18 protein-coding genes are annotated in these 18,449 nt (G+C 71.6%); 6 read left to right on the top strand and 12 right to left on the bottom strand.

The annotated features are described in order from the left end of the window. Positions 1–7: 7 nt before the first annotated feature. Together R2B38_RS35000 and R2B38_RS34995 are read right to left on the bottom strand one after the other, a co-directional pair. A complete protein-coding gene (locus tag R2B38_RS35000; protein ID WP_318019810.1) occupies positions 8–313 on the bottom strand; it encodes a 4a-hydroxytetrahydrobiopterin dehydratase in 306 nt (101 codons plus the stop codon). Between the two features lie 100 nt (positions 314–413). Then, complete coding sequence (locus R2B38_RS34995; protein WP_318019809.1) at positions 414–1,505, bottom strand: ADP-ribosylglycohydrolase family protein; 1,092 nt, start codon at positions 1,503–1,505, stop codon at positions 414–416. A 30-nt stretch (positions 1,506–1,535) separates the two neighbouring features. Here R2B38_RS34995 and R2B38_RS34990 point away from each other — a divergent pair, with 30 nt between their 5' ends. From R2B38_RS34990 to narJ, 4 genes are all read left to right on the top strand, one after another. After that, the gene (locus tag R2B38_RS34990; RefSeq protein WP_318019808.1) at positions 1,536–2,369 is read left to right on the top strand and encodes a helix-turn-helix transcriptional regulator; all 834 of its coding nucleotides are present in this window, start codon (positions 1,536–1,538) and stop codon (positions 2,367–2,369) included. 86 nt (positions 2,370–2,455) lie between these two features. Next, entirely contained in the window at positions 2,456–3,319 is an 864-nt protein-coding gene (locus tag R2B38_RS34985; protein ID WP_318019807.1) for a helix-turn-helix transcriptional regulator, read from the top strand. Positions 3,320–3,382: 63 nt separating this feature from the next. Next, positions 3,383–4,198, top strand: coding sequence for an SAM-dependent methyltransferase (locus R2B38_RS34980; protein WP_318019806.1), 816 nt, complete (start codon positions 3,383–3,385; stop codon positions 4,196–4,198). Between the two features lie 139 nt (positions 4,199–4,337). After that, positions 4,338–4,817 (top strand): nitrate reductase molybdenum cofactor assembly chaperone, encoded by a 480-nt coding sequence (gene narJ / locus R2B38_RS34975; protein WP_318019805.1) that lies wholly within the window; start codon positions 4,338–4,340, stop codon positions 4,815–4,817. On the opposite strand, the gene dnaK is transcribed toward narJ, so the two are convergent. The 6 genes from dnaK to R2B38_RS34945 form a co-directional block, all read right to left on the bottom strand. Continuing rightward, a complete protein-coding gene (dnaK, locus tag R2B38_RS34970; RefSeq protein ID WP_318019804.1) occupies positions 4,814–6,697 on the bottom strand; it encodes a molecular chaperone DnaK in 1,884 nt (627 codons plus the stop codon). The genes narJ and dnaK overlap by 4 nt on opposite strands. Before the next feature lie 116 nt (positions 6,698–6,813). Next, positions 6,814–7,239, bottom strand: a complete 426-nt coding sequence (locus R2B38_RS34965) for an OsmC family peroxiredoxin (RefSeq protein ID WP_318019803.1) — start codon at positions 7,237–7,239, stop codon at positions 6,814–6,816. Between the two features lie 53 nt (positions 7,240–7,292). Next, entirely contained in the window at positions 7,293–9,098 is a 1,806-nt protein-coding gene (locus R2B38_RS34960; protein ID WP_318019802.1) for a DUF2201 family putative metallopeptidase, read from the bottom strand. Continuing rightward, complete coding sequence (locus tag R2B38_RS34955) at positions 9,095–10,156, bottom strand: ATP-binding protein (protein WP_200690904.1); 1,062 nt, start codon at positions 10,154–10,156, stop codon at positions 9,095–9,097. Before R2B38_RS34955 ends, R2B38_RS34960 begins: the two co-directional genes overlap by 4 nt. Before the next feature lie 91 nt (positions 10,157–10,247). Beyond that, entirely contained in the window at positions 10,248–12,314 is a 2,067-nt protein-coding gene (locus R2B38_RS34950) for a phage holin family protein (RefSeq protein WP_318019801.1), read from the bottom strand. Between the two features lie 82 nt (positions 12,315–12,396). Further along, the gene (locus R2B38_RS34945) at positions 12,397–12,828 is read right to left on the bottom strand and encodes a hypothetical protein (RefSeq protein ID WP_318019800.1); all 432 of its coding nucleotides are present in this window, start codon (positions 12,826–12,828) and stop codon (positions 12,397–12,399) included. Between the two features lie 85 nt (positions 12,829–12,913). On the opposite strand from R2B38_RS34945, the gene R2B38_RS34940 reads away from it, so the two are divergent. Further along, positions 12,914–13,687 (top strand): MBL fold metallo-hydrolase, encoded by a 774-nt coding sequence (locus tag R2B38_RS34940; protein ID WP_318019799.1) that lies wholly within the window; start codon positions 12,914–12,916, stop codon positions 13,685–13,687. Beyond that, positions 13,684–14,304, top strand: a complete 621-nt coding sequence (locus R2B38_RS34935) for a DedA family protein (protein ID WP_318019798.1) — start codon at positions 13,684–13,686, stop codon at positions 14,302–14,304. The genes R2B38_RS34940 and R2B38_RS34935 overlap by 4 nt, the downstream gene beginning before the upstream one ends. A gap of 95 nt (positions 14,305–14,399) precedes the next feature. Here the strand turns inward: R2B38_RS34935 and R2B38_RS34930 are convergent, their stop codons facing one another. The 4 genes from R2B38_RS34930 to R2B38_RS34915 form a co-directional block, all read right to left on the bottom strand. Next, the gene (locus R2B38_RS34930) at positions 14,400–15,461 is read right to left on the bottom strand and encodes an MBL fold metallo-hydrolase (RefSeq protein WP_318019797.1); all 1,062 of its coding nucleotides are present in this window, start codon (positions 15,459–15,461) and stop codon (positions 14,400–14,402) included. Continuing rightward, positions 15,458–16,705, bottom strand: a complete 1,248-nt coding sequence (locus tag R2B38_RS34925; RefSeq protein ID WP_318019796.1) for an aminotransferase class I/II-fold pyridoxal phosphate-dependent enzyme — start codon at positions 16,703–16,705, stop codon at positions 15,458–15,460. The genes R2B38_RS34930 and R2B38_RS34925 overlap by 4 nt, the downstream gene beginning before the upstream one ends. A 53-nt stretch (positions 16,706–16,758) precedes the next feature. Next, on the bottom strand, positions 16,759–17,349 hold the full coding sequence (locus tag R2B38_RS34920; protein ID WP_318019795.1) for a hypothetical protein: 591 nt from the start codon (positions 17,347–17,349) through the stop codon (positions 16,759–16,761). A gap of 213 nt (positions 17,350–17,562) precedes the next feature. Next, positions 17,563–18,366, bottom strand: coding sequence for an RNA polymerase sigma factor SigF (locus R2B38_RS34915; protein WP_318019794.1), 804 nt, complete (start codon positions 18,364–18,366; stop codon positions 17,563–17,565). Positions 18,367–18,449: the final 83 nt, after the last annotated feature.

The following is an 18,449-nucleotide window of genomic DNA, read 5'->3' as shown; positions in this document are numbered from 1 at the left end:
CCTCCGCTCAGCTCGCGCCGTGTCCCGGGGCCAAGTCCTCGACCCTGCGCGCCAGTTGGAAGTCCAGCTCGGTGATCGCGCCGCCGACACTGTGGGTGTTCACGGTGAGGGTGACGGTGTTGTAGCCGAGGGTCAGGTCGGAGTGGTGGTCGAGTTCCTCCTGGACCTGGGCGATGTGGACGACCATCGCGGTGGCCGCGAAGTGGGAGGCGAGGCGGTACGCGCGGGTGAGGCGGTCGGTGTCGACGGACCAGCCGGGGAGTTCCGCGAGGCGGTCCTCGATCTCCTTCTGCGGCAGCGGGACGACGGGCATGGCCGCACTCCTTCCTCGAGGTCGGGTCTCTGTTCAGCGTGCCACAGGCCGCGGGTCCCGGGCGGGTGGTCGCGCCCCTGGTCAGACGGGTGCCCGGCGGTCAGCCCGGTACGCGTTCCGCCGCGAGGTCGTCCGCGAGGACGGCGATCGCGGCGCGGCCCTCGACCTGCTGGACCCAGTCGTGCGGCAGGCCGTGGTCGCCGTACCGGGCGCCGAGGAGGTTGCCGCAGATGGAACCGGTGGAGTCGCTGTCGCCGGAGTGGTTGACGGCGAGGAGCAGCGCGGCCCGCACGTCGCTCGCGACCAGCGCGCTGTAGACGCCGATCGCGAGGGCCTCCTCCGCGACCCAGCCCGCGCCGAGGGACTCGACCTTCTCGGCGGTGGGCGAGCCCTCGGCGGCCAGGTCGAGGGCCTGGTGGAGGGCGGCCGAGGTCTCCTCGTGGCCGGGGTGGCGCTCCAGGAGCCGTAGCGCGCGCAGGACCGAGCCTTCGAGGGAGTCCCCGGCGACCAGGTGCGCGACGATGGCGGCGAACGCGCCCGCCGCGTAGTAGCCGGTGGGGTGGCCGTGGGTGATCTGGGCGCCGCGGGCCGCCGTCGCGAAGGCCCCGTCGGCGGTGTCGACCAGGCCGAAGGGGGCCGAGCGCATCACCGTGCCGCAGCCCTTGGAGTCCGGGTTGACGCGGCCGGGCTTGCCGTCGAGGGGAAGCCACGGGTCGGGCGCGTACATCTGGGCGACCCCGGACAGGCAGGCGTTGCCGGGGGCGCGGCGGGAGTACAGCCAGGGCTGGGCGAGCAGGCCGGACGTGACGCTGTCGCCCGGCGCCGGCTTGGACTGGGTCTCCAGCCAGCGTTCGTACGCCTCGCGCAGCAGCGTGGACCAGGCACCGCCGATGCCCTTCTCCCGTTCCCGCGCGTGGGCGGTGATGAGCGCCTCGACGGTGAACAGGGTCATCTGGGTGTCGTCGCTGATCAGGCCTACAGCGCTGTGCGCGCCGGGCGCGTACCCGGTCACCCCGCGCTGTCCGTGGCTCGCGCGGATGCGGTCGAGGGAGGCGAACTCGATCGGGTAGCCGAGGGCGTCGCCGACCGCGCCGCCGAGGAGGCAGCCGCGGACTCTGGACCGGTACAACGCCGTGGCCTCCCCCAGAGAGTTCCCGGCGGCCTGCCCGGAGGGGATCCTCGACTCGTTCACGTGCGTGCTCCTTCGACTACGGTCGTGTGTATGACCATTGTCCCGACCCGCTCCGACAGCGCCGACGCCGCCCCGGCCGGCAGGGGTGTCGGCCCGTTGCTGCGGGCCTGGCGGGAGCGGCGGCGGGTCAGTCAGCTGGAGCTGGCGTTGCGGGCCGACTCCTCGGCGCGGCACATCAGCTTCGTCGAGACGGGACGGTCCCGGCCCAGCGAGGAGATGGTGCTGCGCCTCGCCGAGCACCTGGACGTGCCGGTGCGGGAGCGCAACTCCCTTCTGCTGGCGGCCGGTTACGCCCCGCGCTATCCCGAGACCCCGCTGGACGACCCGGCGTTGGACGCGTTGCGCGAGGGTCTGGAGCGGCTGATTCAGGGCTATGAGCCGTATCCCGCGCTGGTGGTCGACGCGACGTACACGGTCGTCGCGGCGAACCGGGGCATCACCATGCTCCTGGACGGCGTACCGGAGTTCCTCCTCCAACCCCCGCTCAACGCGATGCGGTTGACGCTCCACCCCGAGGGCATGGCACCGCGCATCCGGAATCTGCGTGAGTGGCGCGGGCATCTCCTCGCGCAGATGGAACGGCAGATCGCCCTGCACCGCTCCGAGCCGCTGCGGGCGCTGTACGAGGAGGTCAGGGCGTACCCGGCGCCCGAGACGGCCGACGACGGAGCCGAACACCCCCAGCCCGTCCCGCACTTCGCGCTGCCGATGCGGATCGGGCACGACGGCCGGGTGCTGTCCTTCGTCTCCTCGATCGCCACGTTCAACACCCCCATGGACGTGACGGTCTCGGAGCTGGCGATCGAGACCTTCCTCCCGGCCGACCCGGCGACCGCCAAGTACCTGCACGCGCTGGGAGACTGACGGATGATCACCTCCGAACCGCTGAGAGAGTGGCCGGAACATGGCACACTGCCCCCAGACTTCGGCGCGTATGGGGAGGCGTGGCTGTGAGTGAACGACGGCCCGCGCCCACGGTGGGTCAAGTGGTGCTGGGCAGAAGGCTGCAGGAGCTGCGTGAGGCGGCCGGCATCAAGCGTGAGGAGGCCGCGCACGTCCTGCGGGTGGCCCCGGCGACCGTACGGCGGATGGAGATGGCCGAGGTCGCGCTCAAAGTGCCGTACGTCCAGGTGCTGTTGACGACGTACGGGGTGTCCGAGGAGGAGACCGACGCGTTCGTCGCGCTCACCGAGGAGGCGAACCAGCCGGGCTGGTGGCAGCGGTTCCACGACGTGCTGCCGGAGTGGTTCAGCCTGTACGTGAGCCTGGAGGGCGCCGCCGGGCTGATCCGTTCCTACGAACCGCACTTCGTGCCGGGCCTGTTGCAGACCGAGGAGTACGCGCGGGCCGTGCTGGAGGCCGGGACGATCGGGCAGACCGGTCCCGAGACCATCGAGCGGCATGTGTCGCTGCGGATGGCGCGGCAGGGGCTGTTGGAACGGGACAATCCGCCGCACCTGTGGGTCATCATGGACGAGACCGTGCTGCGCCGGCCGGTGAGCATGCGCGGCGAGGTCATGCGCGAACAGCTCGACAGACTCCTGGAGTTCGGCGAACGCGACCGGATCACGCTCCAGGTCGCCGAGTTCGAGAACGGTCCGCACCCGGGGACGTACGCCCCCTTCTCGCTGTTCCGTTTCACCGAACCGGAGCTGCCCGACATGGTGTTCACCGAGTACCTGACCGGCGCCCTGTACCTGGACTCCCGTACGGAGGTCTCCGCGCATCTGGAGGTCCTCGACCACATGACGGCGCACGCCGCGTCCGCACAGCGCACCAAGAAGATCCTGCGGGACTACCGCGAGACCTTCTGAGCACGGTCCAACACACAGCACGGTTCCCGGCACAGACCCGAACTCCCGAGGAGACGACACCGCATGACCGGATCCGACGCCGCGTCCACCCGTATCGACACCAGCCGGCCGCATCCGGCGCGCGTGTACGACTGGTGGCTCGGCGGCAAGGACAACTACCCGGTGGACGAGGAGCTGGCGCGCCGGATCCTCGCCACGGACAGCTCCGCGGTGCGCGGCGCGCGGGCCAACCGCCGGTTCATGCACCGGGCGACCCGGACCGCCGCCGAGGCCGGGATACGCCAGTTCCTGGACATCGGCACCGGCATCCCCACCGAGCCGAACCTCCACCAGGTGGCGCAGAGCGTCGCCCCTGACTCCAAGGTCGTGTACGCGGACAACGACCCGATCGTGCTGCGGCACGCGGAGGCGCTGCTGCACGGTGAGGCCGAGGGCAGCACGGAGTACGTGCACGCCGACGTCCGCGACCCGGACACGATCCTGCGGCTGGCCGGCGAGACCCTGGACTTCACCCAGCCGGTCGCGCTGTCCCTCGTCGCGCTCACGCACTACCTGAGCGCGGATCCGGACGGCGACGACGTGTACGGCCTGATCGAGCGGTACGTCGACGTCCTCGTCCCGGGCAGCTACCTGGTCCTCTCGCAGGTCACCCCGGACCTCAGCCCCGCCGCCATCGCCAAGGCCGCCGAACAGTTCCAGCGCAGCGGCACCCCCTTCTTCCCGCGCACCCTGGCCGAGTTCTCCCGCTTCTTCGACGGCCTCGACCTGCTCGGCCCGGGCGTCATCCCGGTCTACGGCTGGCGTCCGGCCCCGGAGGACGTGGCCGCCCAGGCGGAGGGCATCGTCCCGGTCTACGGCGGTGTCGCCCGCAAGCCCTGACCCGTACGGCTGCGGTGAACGGGTGCGCTCCCTTGCCCCGCCCTAGGTTCGACACCACGGGCGGGCGAGGGAGCGCGGGTGACGGACGCGCGAACTCCACCCGCCGAGCCGGGAGAGACCACGACGCGAAGGATGCCCGATGCCCTCGGACGCTGTGCTGTACCAGGCGGCCGCGCTCTGCCTGACCTACCCCGACGACGACTTCCGCGCCCGGCTGCCGCTGCTGCGTGAAGCCGCCCCGCAGCTACGGGAGTTCGCCGACCACGCGGCCCTCACCCCGGCGGAGGAACTGGCCGCGCACTACGTCCAGGTCTTCGACTCCGGGAACCGGCGCATCCTGTACCTGAGCCGGTGGCACGACGGCGACACCCGGCGACGCGGTATGTCCCTCGCCCGCGTCGAGGACCTCTACCGCGCCCACGGCCTGGAGTTCACCGGCGAGGAACTGCCCGACTTCCTCCCCGCCGTACTGGAGTTCACGTCCCGCACCGGCGACCTCGACCTGCTCGCCGAGCACCGAGAGGCCCTGGCCCGACTCCGCTGCCACCTGGCCGACTTCGGCACCCCGTACGCCTCCGTCCTGGACGCGGTCTGCGCGACCCTGCCGGCCGGGAGTTAGGCGGCGCCGCCCTTCGCGTCCCGTTCGTCGTCGACGATCTCCGCGTCGACGACACCTTCCTCCTCCTCGTGCTGCCGCGCGGAGTCGGGCTCCTCGGCACTCTCCGCCTGCTCCGTGGGTGCCTGCTGCGCCGCCTGCGCGTACATCGCCTGCCCCATCCGCTGGCTGACGGTGGCGAGTTTCTCCACGCCGGTGCGCAACTCGGCCGTATCGGCGTCGTGTTCCAGCAGCGACTTCACCTCCGCGGCCGCCGCCTCGACCTCGGACCGGATGTCACCCGGAACGCGTTCCTCGTTCTCGTGGATGAACTTCTCGGTCTGGTAGACGAGTTGCTCGGCCTGGTTGCGGGTCTCGGCGGTCTCGCGGCGCTTGCGGTCCTCGTCCGCGTACTGCTCGGCCTCCCGCATCATGCGGTCGATGTCGTCCTTGGCGAGGGCGGAGCCGCCGGTGACGGTCATCTTCTGTTCGCGGCCGGTGGCCAGGTCCTTCGCCGAGACGTGCATGATGCCGTTCGCGTCGATGTCGAAGGCGACCTCGATCTGCGGCACCCCGCGCGGGGAGGGCGGCAGACCGGTGAGGTCGAAGACGCCCAACTTCTTGTTGTACGCGGCGATTTCACGCTCACCCTGGTAGACCTGGATGCCGACCGAGGGCTGGTTGTCGGTGGCGGTGGTGAAGATCTCCGAACGCCGGGTCGGGATGGTCGTGTTGCGTTCGATGAGCGTCGTCATGATGCCGCCCTTGGTCTCGATGCCCAGGGACAGCGGGGTGACGTCGAGGAGGAGGACGTCCTTCACGTCGCCGCGGATGACCCCGGCCTGGAGGGCTGCGCCGAGCGCCACGACCTCGTCGGGGTTGACGCCCTTGTGCGGGTCCTTGCCGGTGAGTTCCTTGACGAGGTCGGTGACGGCGGGCATCCGGGTCGAGCCGCCGACGAGGATCACGTGGTCGACGGCGGAGAGTTTGATGCCCGCGTCCTTGACCGCCTGGTGGAAGGGGTTCTTGCACCGGTCCAAGAGGTCGGCGGTGAGTTCCTGGAACCCGGCGCGGGTCAGCTTCTCGTCGAGGTGCAGCGGGCCTTCGGCGGAGGCGGTGATGTAGGGCAGGTTGATCGTCGTCTCGGAGGACGAGGACAGCTCGATCTTCGCCTTCTCGGCGCCTTCGCGCAGGCGTTGGAGCGCCATCTTGTCCTTGCCGAGGTCGATGCCGTTCTGCCCCTGGAACTTCTTGACCAGGAAGTCGACGACCCGCTGGTCCCAGTCGTCGCCGCCGAGATGCGTGTCGCCGTTGGTGGCCTTGACCTCGATGACGCCGTCGCCGATCTCCAGCAACGACACGTCGAAGGTGCCGCCGCCGAGGTCGAAGACCAGCACGGTCTGCTCCTCGCCCCGGTCCAGGCCGTAGGCGAGCGCGGCGGCGGTCGGTTCGTTGATGATCCGCAGGACCTTGAGGCCCGCGATCTCGCCGGCCTCCTTGGTGGCCTGGCGCTGGGAGTCGTCGAAGTAGGCGGGGACGGTGATCACGGCGTCCGTGACGTCCTCGCCGAGATAGGCCTCGGCGTCCCGTTTCAGTTTCTGCAGCACGCGCGCCGACAGCTCCTGGGCGCGGTACCGCGTCCCGTCGATGGCGCCCGTGTCCGGGAAGCGCCAACTCGTGTCCCCCATATGCCGTTTCACCGAACGCGCGGTGCGCTCGATGTTCGTCACAGCCTGCCGTTTGGCGACCTCGCCGACGAGCACCTCGCCGTTCTTGGCGAAGGCCACGACCGAGGGTGTGGTCCGCGCCCCCTCGGCGTTGGCCACCACCGTGGCCTCGCCGCCCTCCAGCACCGCGACCACCGAGTTCGTGGTCCCCAGATCGATCCCGACCGCACGTCCCATCGCCGTCCCCTTCCGCCAGGCGCTGCCCGATCTCCAGCTGAGAACTTGAGTGCGGGAATGTCAATGCCGCACCCGTTTTTCCGGGCGCGGCATCGAGACGGGAGGGGAAGCGGGGGTCAGGCGGATTCCACCGTCAGCGTGATCGTCGTACCCGCGAGGGCCTGGCTGACCGGGCAGTTCTTCTTGGCGTCCTCGGCGGCGGCGGCGAAGCCGGCCTCGTCCAGGCCGGGGACCTCGCCGCGGACGGTGAGGTGGATGCCGGTGATGCCCTCGCCGGGCTGGAAGGTGACGTCGGCCTTGGTCTCCAGGCGGGTGGGCGGGGTGCCCGCGCCGGTCAGGCCGTGCGACAGCGCCATGGAGAAGCAGCTGGAGTGGGCGGCGGCGATCAGCTCTTCGGGGCTGGTCTTGCCGTTGGCCTGCTCGGCGCGCGACGCCCACGTCACCGGCTGCACACCGATGCCTGACGAGTCGAAGGTGACCTCGCCGCTGCCCTTGATGAGTTCGCCTTCCCAGACGGTGTGTGCGGTGCGCGTGGTTGCCACGGTGATTCCTTTCGAAGCGGATGTCTTTCGGAGCCATCCGATCACATTCCGCCTCAGCTCACCCGAAAGACCGGCCCACGGGCGGTGAACGGCAGACGAGCGTTCTGCGGGATCAGATAGGCGTGTTCGCGCCGCACCCGCAGCACGTCGCACCAGCCGTCCGTGATGACGAGGACCGGCGCGCCCCGCGGGAAGTCGTCCGCGCGGTGCAGCAGATCGATCCCGGGCTGCAGGACCGTTCCACCGCGCCCGTGCACCCGGACCCGCCCCGCGATGTCGGTGACCGACACATAGCCCGCGTCGTGCGGGGCCGCGTCGCAGAACACGACCCGGGCGGCCGGTACGTCACGGGCCTCGGCGTACGAGGCGATCGCGCCCAGCGCCTTGCCGAGGAGGCCCCGGTCCATGGAGCCGGAGGTGTCGAGGACGACGCCGAAGGTGCAGCGGGCGATCTCCTCGGGCGGGAAATAGCGGCCCGCGCGCGGGATGTCGGGGGTGGACGACTGACGGCGCGAGGGGCGGGCGTACGACCGTACGGGCTCGGGGCGTGGCACGAACTCGTCGAACCAGCGGGCGAGTTGGGCGTCCCACGGCAGCGGCGGATGACTGAGCGCGCGGATCTCCTCGACCAACCCGCCGGGCAGGAAGCCGCGTTCGTACTGCTGGTGCAGGTCGAGGCCGTGGGCGAGACCGCGCCGGTAGAACTCGTCGAGGTCCACGTAGTCGCGCGGGCTGCCGAGCGGGCCGCCGAGGATGTCGCCGACGCCCTTGCCGCGCAGGGTGGCCAGGCGGCGCATCCGGCGCAGGTCACCGGCGATCCGGTCGTAGACCTCCTCGGCCGAGAGGTCCTTCAACTCCGGGTCGTACAGCAGCCCTTCGGGCATCCGGCCGACGTCCATCTCGCACAGCCAGCCGTTGATGACGTAGTCGGCGGCGATGTTGAAGAGGTAGGGGTCGCGGACGCCGCAGCGGTCGCCGTGGCGCAGGGCGGCGTGCAGCATCTCGTGGGCGAGGACGAACCGCCATTCCTCGTCGTCGAGTTGGCGCAGCGGGTTGACGTAGATCTCGGCCGCGCCGGTGTCGACGGCCGCGACGGAGATGCCGTGGGCGCGGGCGAGTTCGGCGTCGGCGACGAGGGTGATGCCGGCCGCGATGCCGCCGAGGAGCGGGTAGGAGGAGACGAACCAGCTCAACGCCCTTTCCCAGGGCTGGAGTCGGGTGGGTCCGCCGCGCATCGAGGCGCGCCGGCCGCCCGCCACGTCCATCGCCGTGGCCACGGTGCGGGTGAGGGCGTTGGCGAAGCTGAGCTGCCAGTCGGGGGCCTTGCCGCCCCGCCAGGTGTCCCACGGCACGAGCAGTTGGTCCGGCTCGCCGCCCGCCGTACCGCAGCGCTCGTAGTGGGACGGGACGCCGTCGCGGCGCCAGCGGGCGGCGAGTTGGTCCTCGTCGCCGCCCGGGTAGGAGGCGGGCAGGTCCTCGGGGGTGACCCCGATGGGGAAGCCGAGCAGGAAGCGGTTGACGACGGCGCAGTTGGCCGCGAGGGCGGGGCCGTCGGGCTGGTCGCGCAGCTTCGGCGCGGCCGGGACATGGCCGAAGCCCAGGTGGATGATGCAGTGCGCGATGGCCCAGGCCCACTCGGCGGGTTCGGCGCGGCGGGTGGGGTGGACGTGCAGCACTCCGTCGGAATCGACGCGCACCAGACCGGAGTTGGGCGTGTGGGGGCAGTCGTCCCGGCGGCAGGTGGAGAAGCCGATGGCGGCGAGCGCGCGGTTGGCCCGCACGAGGCGCAGCCCTTCCTCGAAGGCCTCGGCGGCGAGGTCCTTCTTCTTCGGCTTCCCCTTGCCCTGGGGGCGGCTCACTGCCGGGCCTCGACCAGCCGGGGCATGTCCCGGGCCGCCTCGACCAGGAACCAGGCGGGCAGCAGCGGATTGCCGTCGGTGTCCGGGGCGATGACGCTCTGCGCGACCTCCACCGAGATCTCGGCGAGCTGCACGAGCAACGACTTGGCGCGGTAGGCGGTTTGGAGCCCGTTCGCCGACAAGTGCTCTTTGCTGACCGGGAGTTCCTTGACGAGCCGGCCCCGGAAGGACTCGGCGAGGTAGTACAGCAGGTCGCGGTCCTCGGGGCGGTGCGGCCAGCGCGCGTCGCCCTTGATGATCGCCTCGATGCCGAACCGGCTGCGCACGATCTTGACGTACCCGCAGAACGCGACCGCGTGGGCCGGGGTCAGCGTGCCGTGCGCGATGACCTTGAGGGTGTCCTCGTCCAGGTCGGGCCCGAAGGAGCCCAGCGCGTCGGAGAGCATGTGCCAGGACCGGGGCGTGGAGAAGGCCTCCTCGGTCTTCGGCGGCTTGGACCACAGGTGGTCGGGCCGGTCGGTGAGGTGGTCCAGGATCCACGGGTGGATCCCGTTGGCGGCGGCCCAGTCGAGCCAGTCCTTGGGCGACGCCTCAAGGTGCACGTGGGTCAGCCGGTTGATCAGCGCGGAGGAGATCGGCCGGGCCAGGGCGTTGTCGGTGGCCCGGTTCCCCGCGCCGATCACGATCGACCCCTTGGGGAGTTCGTAGTTCCCGATACGGCGGTCCAGGATCAGCGAGTAGAACGCCTTCTGCACATCCGGTGTGGCCGCGTTGAGTTCGTCGAGGAACAGGCAGTACGGCTCGTCCCGCGCGATCGCCTCCGGCGGACAGAACACCGACCGCCCGTCCCGGATCTGCGGCACCCCGATCAGGTCCTCGGGCGCGAGCTGCGTACCGAGCAGACTCACGCACTCCAGGCCCAGCGATTCGGCGAACTCCCTTACCAGGGACGACTTTCCGATGCCGGGCGCACCCCAGATGAACACGGGCCGCACGGTCGCGAGACCGAGCAGCAGCTCCGGTATGCGGGCGGGAGTGACAGTCACAGCAGCCTGCAAAAGAGGCTCTCCTCAAGGGGGTTCGACAAGGGCGCAAACGCGCTCCAATGCCCCCAGTGTGTGCCTACGACCCACCCGGCGCAGCCGATTTTCAGGCGGCCCGCTCCGACTGCTCGTCCGTCAGCGGCACTTGAGGCCCGTTGCACTCGCGCAGCCAGCGTCGCAGAACCCGGTGGACCTGCTCGGCGCCGACGAGGTCCTCCCCGTCGTCGACCGGTGCGGAGAAGGTGTGCGGCGACAGCAGGAACGGCTTGGCCTGGGCGCCGCCGAGGCCGCCGTGCGAGCCGATCTGCTCCTCGAAGGCGAGGACTTCGCCCTCGGCGGGGTCGTACCAGGAGTTGACCATGATGTCGGCGGTGTGCGGGAAGGAGTGGGTGCGCCGGACGGCGTCCGCGACACCGGGGCCGAAGTCGGCCAACGGGCCCTGTTTGTCGTCGAGTTCGGCCACCGGGAGTTCCGCGCCGTGTGCCCCCAGCACGACCCCTCCGTGCTCCTCGCTGCGCACGAGGACGAAGCCGACGCCGGGGTGGTTGGCGAGGGTCGTCAGCAGCGCCGGGTGCCGGGCGTCGATCTCCTCCTTGGACATGCGGTGCGGCACGTCCGGGAAGGAGACCAGGCCGAGGTTGCCGGAGGCCAGCACGACCGGCTCGGAGCGGCGGCCGTGCTGTCCGTCGCGTTCCTCGACCGGCCGGCGCAGCGCCGCGCGGACGGCGGCGCGCGCCTCGGCGCCGCTGTGGGTGCGGCGGGCCCGGCGCGGCACGGGCAGCCCGCAGCCCGCGCGCACCAGGTCGCCGAGGGTGAGGCCGTAGCGGCCCTGGAAGGTCTCGCCGGGGCTCTGGCCGTGGTCGGAGAGGACGACGATGCGGTACGGGCGCGGGGCGTGCTCGGCGACGTTCTCGATCAGCGCGATGGACCGGTCCAAACGTTGGAGCACCTTGGCGGCGTCGCGGCTGCGCGGGCCGGAGTGGTGGGCGACCTCGTCGTAGGCCACGAGGTCGGCGTAGACGGCGGTGCGGCCGGCGAGCATGTCGCCCATGACGGCGGCGACCACGACGTCCCGTTCGACGACCGTCGCGAAGGCGCGGACGAGGGGGTAGAGGCCGCCGCGCTTGATCCGGGGGCGCTGCTTGGTGAGGCGGGAGCGGGTCGACTGGCCGATCTCGCGGCCGACCTCGGCGACGAAGGACATCGCGGTGCGGACGGCGTTGGCCGGGTCGGAGAAGTAGGCGAAGTAGCCCGCGCGGGAACGGTTCTCGCGGCCCCGGCGGCGGATGGCGATGGACAGGACGAGGGCCTGTTCGTCCGCGCCGCCGCTGAACAGGTTGCCGCGGCTGGCGCCGTCGAGCGTGAGGAGACCGCCGTCGCCGGTGAACTCGACGGCCCGGCGCTGGAGTTCGGCCGCGCTGGTCGGGCGGTTGCAGACCATCACCTCGCCGGTGTCCTTCTCGTACCAGCGGAACGCGGGGATGTCGTGGTTGGAACCGTGCAGGATGCCGAGCTGGCTGGCGCCGGTCTGGCTGGACCAGTCGGTGCGCCAGGGAGTGAGGCGGTGGCTGGGGCGGTCGCCGCCGAGGAGCTTCGCGACGGTCGGCATCAGGCCCTTGGCCACGGCCGCGAGCAGCACGTCGTGGCCGACGCCGTCGAGCTGGAGGAAGACGGTGCCGGGGCTGGACGGGCCGGGCGGCATGGCTCTTCGGCGGCGGTCGGCGAGGCGGTAGAGGCGGCGGCGGTAGGCGTCGTCGTCGCGCACGGCCAGCGCACCGCCGGTGGCGGAGGCGACGGCGGACATCACGGCGGCCACGACGACGGCGGTCTCGGGGGCGACCTGGCCGCGCAGCCCGCCGTCCGGGTTGATGCGCAGGGCGATCAGCAGCAGCGACCCGTTGAGCACGAAGACGAGGAGACCGAGGACGAGCGCGGGCACCAGCAGCAACAGCCGTACCAGGAGCGGCCAGACGAGCGCCGACAGCAGACCGAAGGCACCGGCGCCGAACGCGGCCGTGACGCCGATCCGGGTCGCGCTGTCACCGTCCGCCGACTGGAGCTTGAAGTCCGGCAGGATCCCGGCCAGCACCAGCATGGTGACCGTGGAGACGGCCCACACCGCGATGCTCCGCCCGGCCTGACTGGCGAGCCGCCGCCAACGCGCTCCACCCACGCCCCGTACACCTCACGTCCCTGGCCCGACGACCTGGCGGGCCTCCACCCACCTTGTCACAACGGGTGGAACGGTCCAGATGTCACCGGCCGTCGTAGCCCGCCGTGGGCATCGACAGCCGCCGGTGCACGCTGGCCTTCATCTGGGCGTCGTAGGCGGGTTCCGCGCGGCCGACCGTCTCGATCCGCACCCCGCGTCGCGCGCACTCGTCGGTGAACTCGTCGACGGAGGACAGCGCGCTCTCCAGGACCCGGCGGCTGGGGGCGACGAACAGGTCGAGGCCGGGGCGGACGCCGTCCCACAGGGCGCAGTGGTCGGGGCGCAGCCCGCGCACCAGAAGCTCGCGGGCGATCACATAGCCGTGGTCGGCGGCCCAGCGGGCGCACATCGCGTGCTGGCTGCGGGAGTCGACCAGGAAGGGGTCGTCGTCCAGCTCCTCCAGCGGCGTCAGGCTGGCGATCGCCGTGACCCGCAGCCGCGAGGGCATACCCGAGGCACCGCGTACCTGTCCCATGGCGTCCCCCTCACCTCCGGGTTTCGCCGCCGACCCTACTCCTGCCCGTAGGCTTCGGGGGAGTCGCGCGAAGGAGGCAAAGAAGGTGCCGGTGGAGATCACCTGGTGGGGTCACGCCACCTGCACGATCGAGGACTCGGACGTACGCGTCCTCACCGACCCCCTGTTCGCGCGCCGACTCGCACATCTACGACGCCGCCGGGGCGCGGTACCACCGCCCGAGGCCCGGCGCGCGGACCTGGCGCTCGTCTCCCACCTCCACGCCGACCACCTGCACCTTCCCTCGCTCGCCGCCCTCGCCCCGGGTACGCGCCTGCTCGTGCCCCGGGGCGCACTCCGCGCGGTGCCCGGACTGCGCCGGCTCCGGCAGCTGCGGATCGACGAGGTGGCCCCCGGCGACCGGGCGATGGTCGGTGACCTGGTCGTACGGGCCGTCCCCGCACGGCACGACGGCCGCCGGCTGCCGGTCGGCCCGCACCGCTCCCCCGCGCTGGGCTACGTCGTCGAGGGCGAGGCTCGGACCTACTTCGCCGGGGACACCGGGCTGTACGACGACATGGCCAAGGAGGTCGGGCCGGTCGACGTGGCGCTGCTGCCGGTGGGCGGCTGGGGCCCGTATCTCGGCGAGGGGCATCTCGACGCGGGGCGCGCGGCCCAGGCGCTGGCCCGGCTCTCGCCGCGCAGTGCGGTGCCGGTGCACTACGGCACGTACTGGCCGATCGGGATGGACGCGGTGCGGCCGCACGAATTCCACACGCCTGGCGACGAGTTCGTCCGGATCGCCGCCCAACTCGCGCCCTCCGTCTCGGTGCACCGGCTCGGGCACGGGGAGAGCGTGCGGCCGGAGGTCGCGCGGTGAGCTGGATCGCGGCCGCTACGGCCACGACGTCGCCCGAATCCGCTCAACAGGCCATCGGGTACCCGTCGTTGTTCCTGCTGGTGCTGTTCGGGGCGCTGGTGCCGGTGATTCCGACGGGGGCGCTGGTGAGTTCGGCGGCTGTGGTCGCGTTTCACCAGACGGCGCCGTTCGCGTTGGCGCTGGTCTTTGTCACGGCTTCGCTGGCCGCGTTTCTCGGGGACGTCGCGCTGTACTGGCTGGGGCGGCGGGGGATGGGGTCGAAGAACGGGTCTCGGTGGTTGGAGGCGATTCGTTCGCGGGCGCCGGAGGATCGGTTGGAGCAGGCGCAGGCAAAGCTTGCCGACCATGGGGTCGCGGTGCTGGTGCTGTCCCGGTTGGTGCCGGCCGGGCGTATTCCGGTGATGTTGGCTTGTCTGATGGCGGAGTGGCCGATCCGCCGGTTCGCCCGGGGGAATGCGCCCGCGTGTCTGGCGTGGGCGGTGACGTACCAGCTGATCGGCATCCTTGGGGGTTCGTTGTTTCCGGAGCCGTGGGAAGGGGTGGTCGCGGCGGTTGTGCTGACCGTGGTGATCAGTGTGGCGCCGACTGTTTGGAAGCGGGTTCGGGCTGCCAGTTGATGTTTCGTTGCGGGGTGCGGGTTCGTTGTGGCTGGTCGCGCCCCGCGGCGGAGCCGCAAATTGACACAGCCCCGCGCCCCTAAAAAGAAGGGCGTTTAGTCCAGGACTCTTGAGGCTCCCACCGGCAAGTCCCACAGGTCTTCGCGCGTCCGCTCGGCCTTCTCCCAGGCTGCCCTGACCCTCGTCAGGGGTTCCAGGACCGGCTCTGCCGACAGGACGAACGTGCCCCAGTGCATGGGGGCCATTCGCCTCGCGCCCAGATCCTGTACGGCCCGCACCGCTTCCTCCGGGTCGCAGTGGACGTCGCTCAGCCACCAGCGGGGGTCGTAGGCGCCGATGGGGAGGAGGGCGAGGTCAATTCCCGGGTAGCGGTGGCCGATTCGGGAGAACCAGTGGCCGTAGCCCGTGTCGCCGGCGAAGTAGACGCGTTGGCCGTCGGGGGCTGTCAGGACCCAACCGCCCCACAGGGAACGGCAGGTGTCGGTGAGGGAGCGCTTGGACCAGTGGTGGGCGGGGACGAAGTCGAGGCGGACGCCGTCGAGTTGGGCCGCTTCCCACCAGTCGAGCTCGGTGACGTGGGTGAATCTGCGGCGGCGGAACCAGCTGCCGAGGCCTGCCGGCGCGAACACCGGGGTGTGGCGCGGGAGTCGGCGCAGGGTGGGGGCGTCGAGGTGGTCGTAGTGGTTGTGGCTGATGACGACGGCGTCGATGGGCGGGAGTGCTTCCCAGGCGACTCCTACGGGGGTGATCCGGGCCGGGGTGCCGAGGATCCGGCGTGACCAGACCGGGTCGGTGAGGATCGTCAGGCCGCCGATCTGGACCACCCAACTGGCGTGTCCCGCCCAGGTGACGGCGACGGTCAGGGCGTCGACCTGGGGCAACGGCTTGGGGGCGAACGGGAGTTGGGGGATGTCGGCGAGGCCCTCGGGGCGGGGGCGCACGGAACCCTCGCGGGCGAAGCGGGCGTAGGCGTTGAGACCGGGGAGCGGGGCGGTGAGGCGGTCGTGGAAGGCGCGGGGCCACACGCGGCGCTCGCCGAGGGGGCGGGGCTCGGCGAGCGGCGGGGAGGAAGAGGAAGGGGTGAACGGGGGCGTCGGGGCGGCCGCTTCCCGCGTGGCCGTACTGGTGTCGGTGGTCGACTCGGACTGCTGCGTCATCGAGGAGGCTCCCATCGCTGAGCGTCGTCGCGGAGATCGTCGAAGATCGACCTCAAGGACATCAACGCGCGTTGCACGTGTGGCAGTTCCAACGGCAAGGGTGACGTGAGGCATTCCGCGCGTTCGGTGTCGGTTCGGCCCAGCAGCGGTCCGGTGGACAGCCGTACCCGCAGCGCGCCCAGGTCGTCGCCGAAACGGTGGCCGCCCGGCGCGGGCATGCCGAGCCGGGCGGTGAGGAACTCCTCCAGGTCCTGCGCGTCGCCCACTCCCTGCGGGGTGAGCGCGTGGCGCAACGGCCCGAGATCGACGTACAGATGACGTCCCGCCCGCGGCGGCCGGGAGAACGCGCCCGCCGCGGTGACGGCGGCGTGCGCGGCGGCGGCCACGCGCGCGTGGAGGTCTACGGCGGTGTCGCGGCGGGCGAGGACGGGTGCCGGTTCGCCCAGGGCGTGGGCGGCCGCGGCGGCGACCGGGGCCGCGACCCGGGCGCCGAGTGCGGTGAGGACGTCGAGCACGCGCGCGCGGAGCGCCTGCCCCGCGCGGCCCGCGGGGAAGCGCGCGACGGCGGCCGGCCAGCCGGACGGGAGGAGCGCGCCGGCCAGGTCGGTGACGACGGTGACCTTGTCGGGCAGCATCTCGGCGGGGCTGAGCAGCATGGTGGCCCGGGGTGCGTGCAGGGTGTCGCGCCAGGTCTCGTCGCTGACCAGGTGCAGGCCCTCGGCCGCGGCGGCCTCGACGGTCTCGTGCATGACCTCGGGCGGCGCGACGGTCGCGGTCGGGTCGTCGGCCACCGAGAGGACGAGCAGCCGCGGATCACCGCCCTCGTCCCGGACCCGGCGCACGGTCTCCAGCAGCACGTACGGATCGGGCACCCCGCCGCACTCGGCCGGGGTGCCCACATGGAACACGGATCTGCCCAACAGGCGCGCGTACGGCGCCCACCAGGCGGCGCAGGGTCTGGGGACGAGCACGTCACCGCCGAGCGCGGCGGTCAGCGCGACCAGCAGCGCGGGGGCACCCGGGGCGGCGGCCACGCGGGCGGGTTCGGCGGGCAGGCCCCGGCGTTCGAAGTAACCGCGAGCGGCGTCCAGCAGTACGGGGGCTCCGCCCACCGGCTGCTCCTCGGTGCGGGACGCGGCGGCGGCGAGTACGGCGGCCAGTTCCGGCAGCACGGGAAGCCCGTCGTCGGGAAACACCGGCCCATACCGGACGGGCCCCTGGCCTACCGCGTCCGCCTGCCGCATGGTGCCTCCGCGCAGTCCCTCGTGCAGTGCCGTGCCGTGTCCCGATCGCGCGCTCAGTGCCCGGGCGTCCGCCTGCGCAGCCGGTACACGGCCCCGCCGAAGGCAGCGGCGATCAGCACACCACCGGCGACCAGAGCCGGAACGGAGTCGGTGAAGGTCCCGCCCTCCCCGGCCTGCACCCCGCGCTGGATCGCCGCGGGCACACCACCACAGGCATCTCCCCGAGGCTCCTGACAAGGCGGCTGCCCGCCCCCTCCCCCGCGCTCGATACTGAAGGTCGCGCTCCAGGGCCGCCCCTGTCCCCCGGGCGGCGCGGGACACGTCCCGTCGACGGTCCACGCGGCATCCCGCTCGACTCCGTCCGCGGAGATCCGCGCGGTCCCCCGGTAGGCGGCTCCGGCAGCCCGGTCGTCGTTGCCGGGCACCCGCTGAAGCTGAACGGTCCCGTCGTCGAACCCCTGGGACGTCGCGTCGATGGTCTCGGCCGCGGTCCCCCCGATGGCCTCGCAGGTGACGGAAACGGTGACACTCCCACCCGGCCGCACACTGCTCGGACTGACCTCGGCCCCCGGATCAGCGGCCAGCGCGGGCCCACCGGCGCCGACAAGAGCGACGACGGACAGAGCAACGGCGATGCGACGCATGAGCGGGTCTCCTTAGACCGAGGACGACGGCAACACCCATCGAAGCCCGGTCCGGTCATCACCGCGCGCGGCCAAGCCCCATTAGCGGGACGTGAGGGGCCGAGCGAGTGAAATCCAGGCCGGCCGGGGCGCCCCGTCACAGGCGCGGGGCTGTATCAATGTGCGGCTCCGCCGCGCGGGCGCGACCAGCCACGACGCACGCGCCCCCGACGACTAAGCCGCATCCTCCAGAACCTGCTTCCGGATACGAAGACAACACCGACTGATCAACCGACTCACATGCATCTGCGAAATCCCGAACCGCTCAGCCATCCGGCTCTGCGTCATATCCCCAAAGAACCGCAGGTACAGGATCTCCCGGTCCCGCTGGGGCAACGCGGCAAGCCGAGGCCGCACAGCCTCCCGATCAACGACGACATCCAACGCCGGATCAGCCGACCCAAGCACGTCACCCAACGCCCACCCGTCCTCACCCCCAGGAAACTCCGCGTCCAGCGACAACGCGCTGAAACTCTCCAACGCCTCAAGCCCCACCCGCACCTCCTCCTCGGAGAGACACGCGTGCGCGGCGATCTCCGCCACGGTAGGCCGCCGCCCCGGCACGGTCTGGGCAAGCTCCTGCCCGGCGACCCGCACCCGGTTCCGCAGATCCTGCACCCGCCGGGGCACATGCAACGTCCACATGTGATCCCGGAAATGCCGCTTGATCTCACCGGTGATCGTCGGCACGGCATAGCTCTCGAACGCGTTCCCGCGCTCGGGGTCGTACCGGTCCACGGCTTTCACCAGCCCGAGGGCAGCGACCTGCCGTAAGTCCTCGGTACTCTCCCCCCGGTTGCGGAACCGCCCCGCGAGCCGGTCGGCCATGGGCAGCCACGCCTCGACGATGTGTTCGCGGACGGTGTCGTGCCGCGGACCGGGAGGCAGCGCGGCCAGGGTGCGGAACGCCTCGGCGGTGTCGGGGGCGTCATGGTGGGAATGGCGTTTCGTGCTCGTACGGGTGGGCCGAGTGGGCATGGTGCGTCACAACTCCCTTGAGCATGCTCCGGGTTGGACGGTCACCGTCGGTGGGAACGCGTTTGCGATCCAGCGCTGGAAGT

This window comes from Streptomyces sp. N50 (genome assembly GCF_033335955.1).
Taxonomy (GTDB): domain Bacteria; phylum Actinomycetota; class Actinomycetes; order Streptomycetales; family Streptomycetaceae; genus Streptomyces.
The sequence above is the reverse complement of the archived record's forward strand: the minus strand, read 5'-3'. Positions and strand labels throughout refer to the sequence as shown.

Coding starts and splice junctions, on each gene's coding strand:
- R2B38_RS34990 (WP_318019808.1), top strand. CDS start 1,536: ATGACCATTGTCCCGACCCGCTCCGACAGCGCCGACGCCGCCCCGGCC.
- narJ (WP_318019805.1), top strand. CDS start 4,338: ATGCCCTCGGACGCTGTGCTGTACCAGGCGGCCGCGCTCTGCCTGACC.
- dnaK (WP_318019804.1), bottom strand. CDS start 6,697: ATGGGACGTGCGGTCGGGATCGATCTGGGGACCACGAACTCGGTGGTC.
- R2B38_RS34945 (WP_318019800.1), bottom strand. CDS start 12,828: ATGGGACAGGTACGCGGTGCCTCGGGTATGCCCTCGCGGCTGCGGGTC.
- R2B38_RS34980 (WP_318019806.1), top strand. CDS start 3,383: ATGACCGGATCCGACGCCGCGTCCACCCGTATCGACACCAGCCGGCCG.
- R2B38_RS34930 (WP_318019797.1), bottom strand. CDS start 15,461: ATGACGCAGCAGTCCGAGTCGACCACCGACACCAGTACGGCCACGCGG.
- R2B38_RS35000 (WP_318019810.1), bottom strand. CDS start 313: ATGCCCGTCGTCCCGCTGCCGCAGAAGGAGATCGAGGACCGCCTCGCG.
- R2B38_RS34915 (WP_318019794.1), bottom strand. CDS start 18,366: ATGCCCACTCGGCCCACCCGTACGAGCACGAAACGCCATTCCCACCAT.
- R2B38_RS34920 (WP_318019795.1), bottom strand. CDS start 17,349: ATGCGTCGCATCGCCGTTGCTCTGTCCGTCGTCGCTCTTGTCGGCGCC.
- R2B38_RS34925 (WP_318019796.1), bottom strand. CDS start 16,705: ATGCGGCAGGCGGACGCGGTAGGCCAGGGGCCCGTCCGGTATGGGCCG.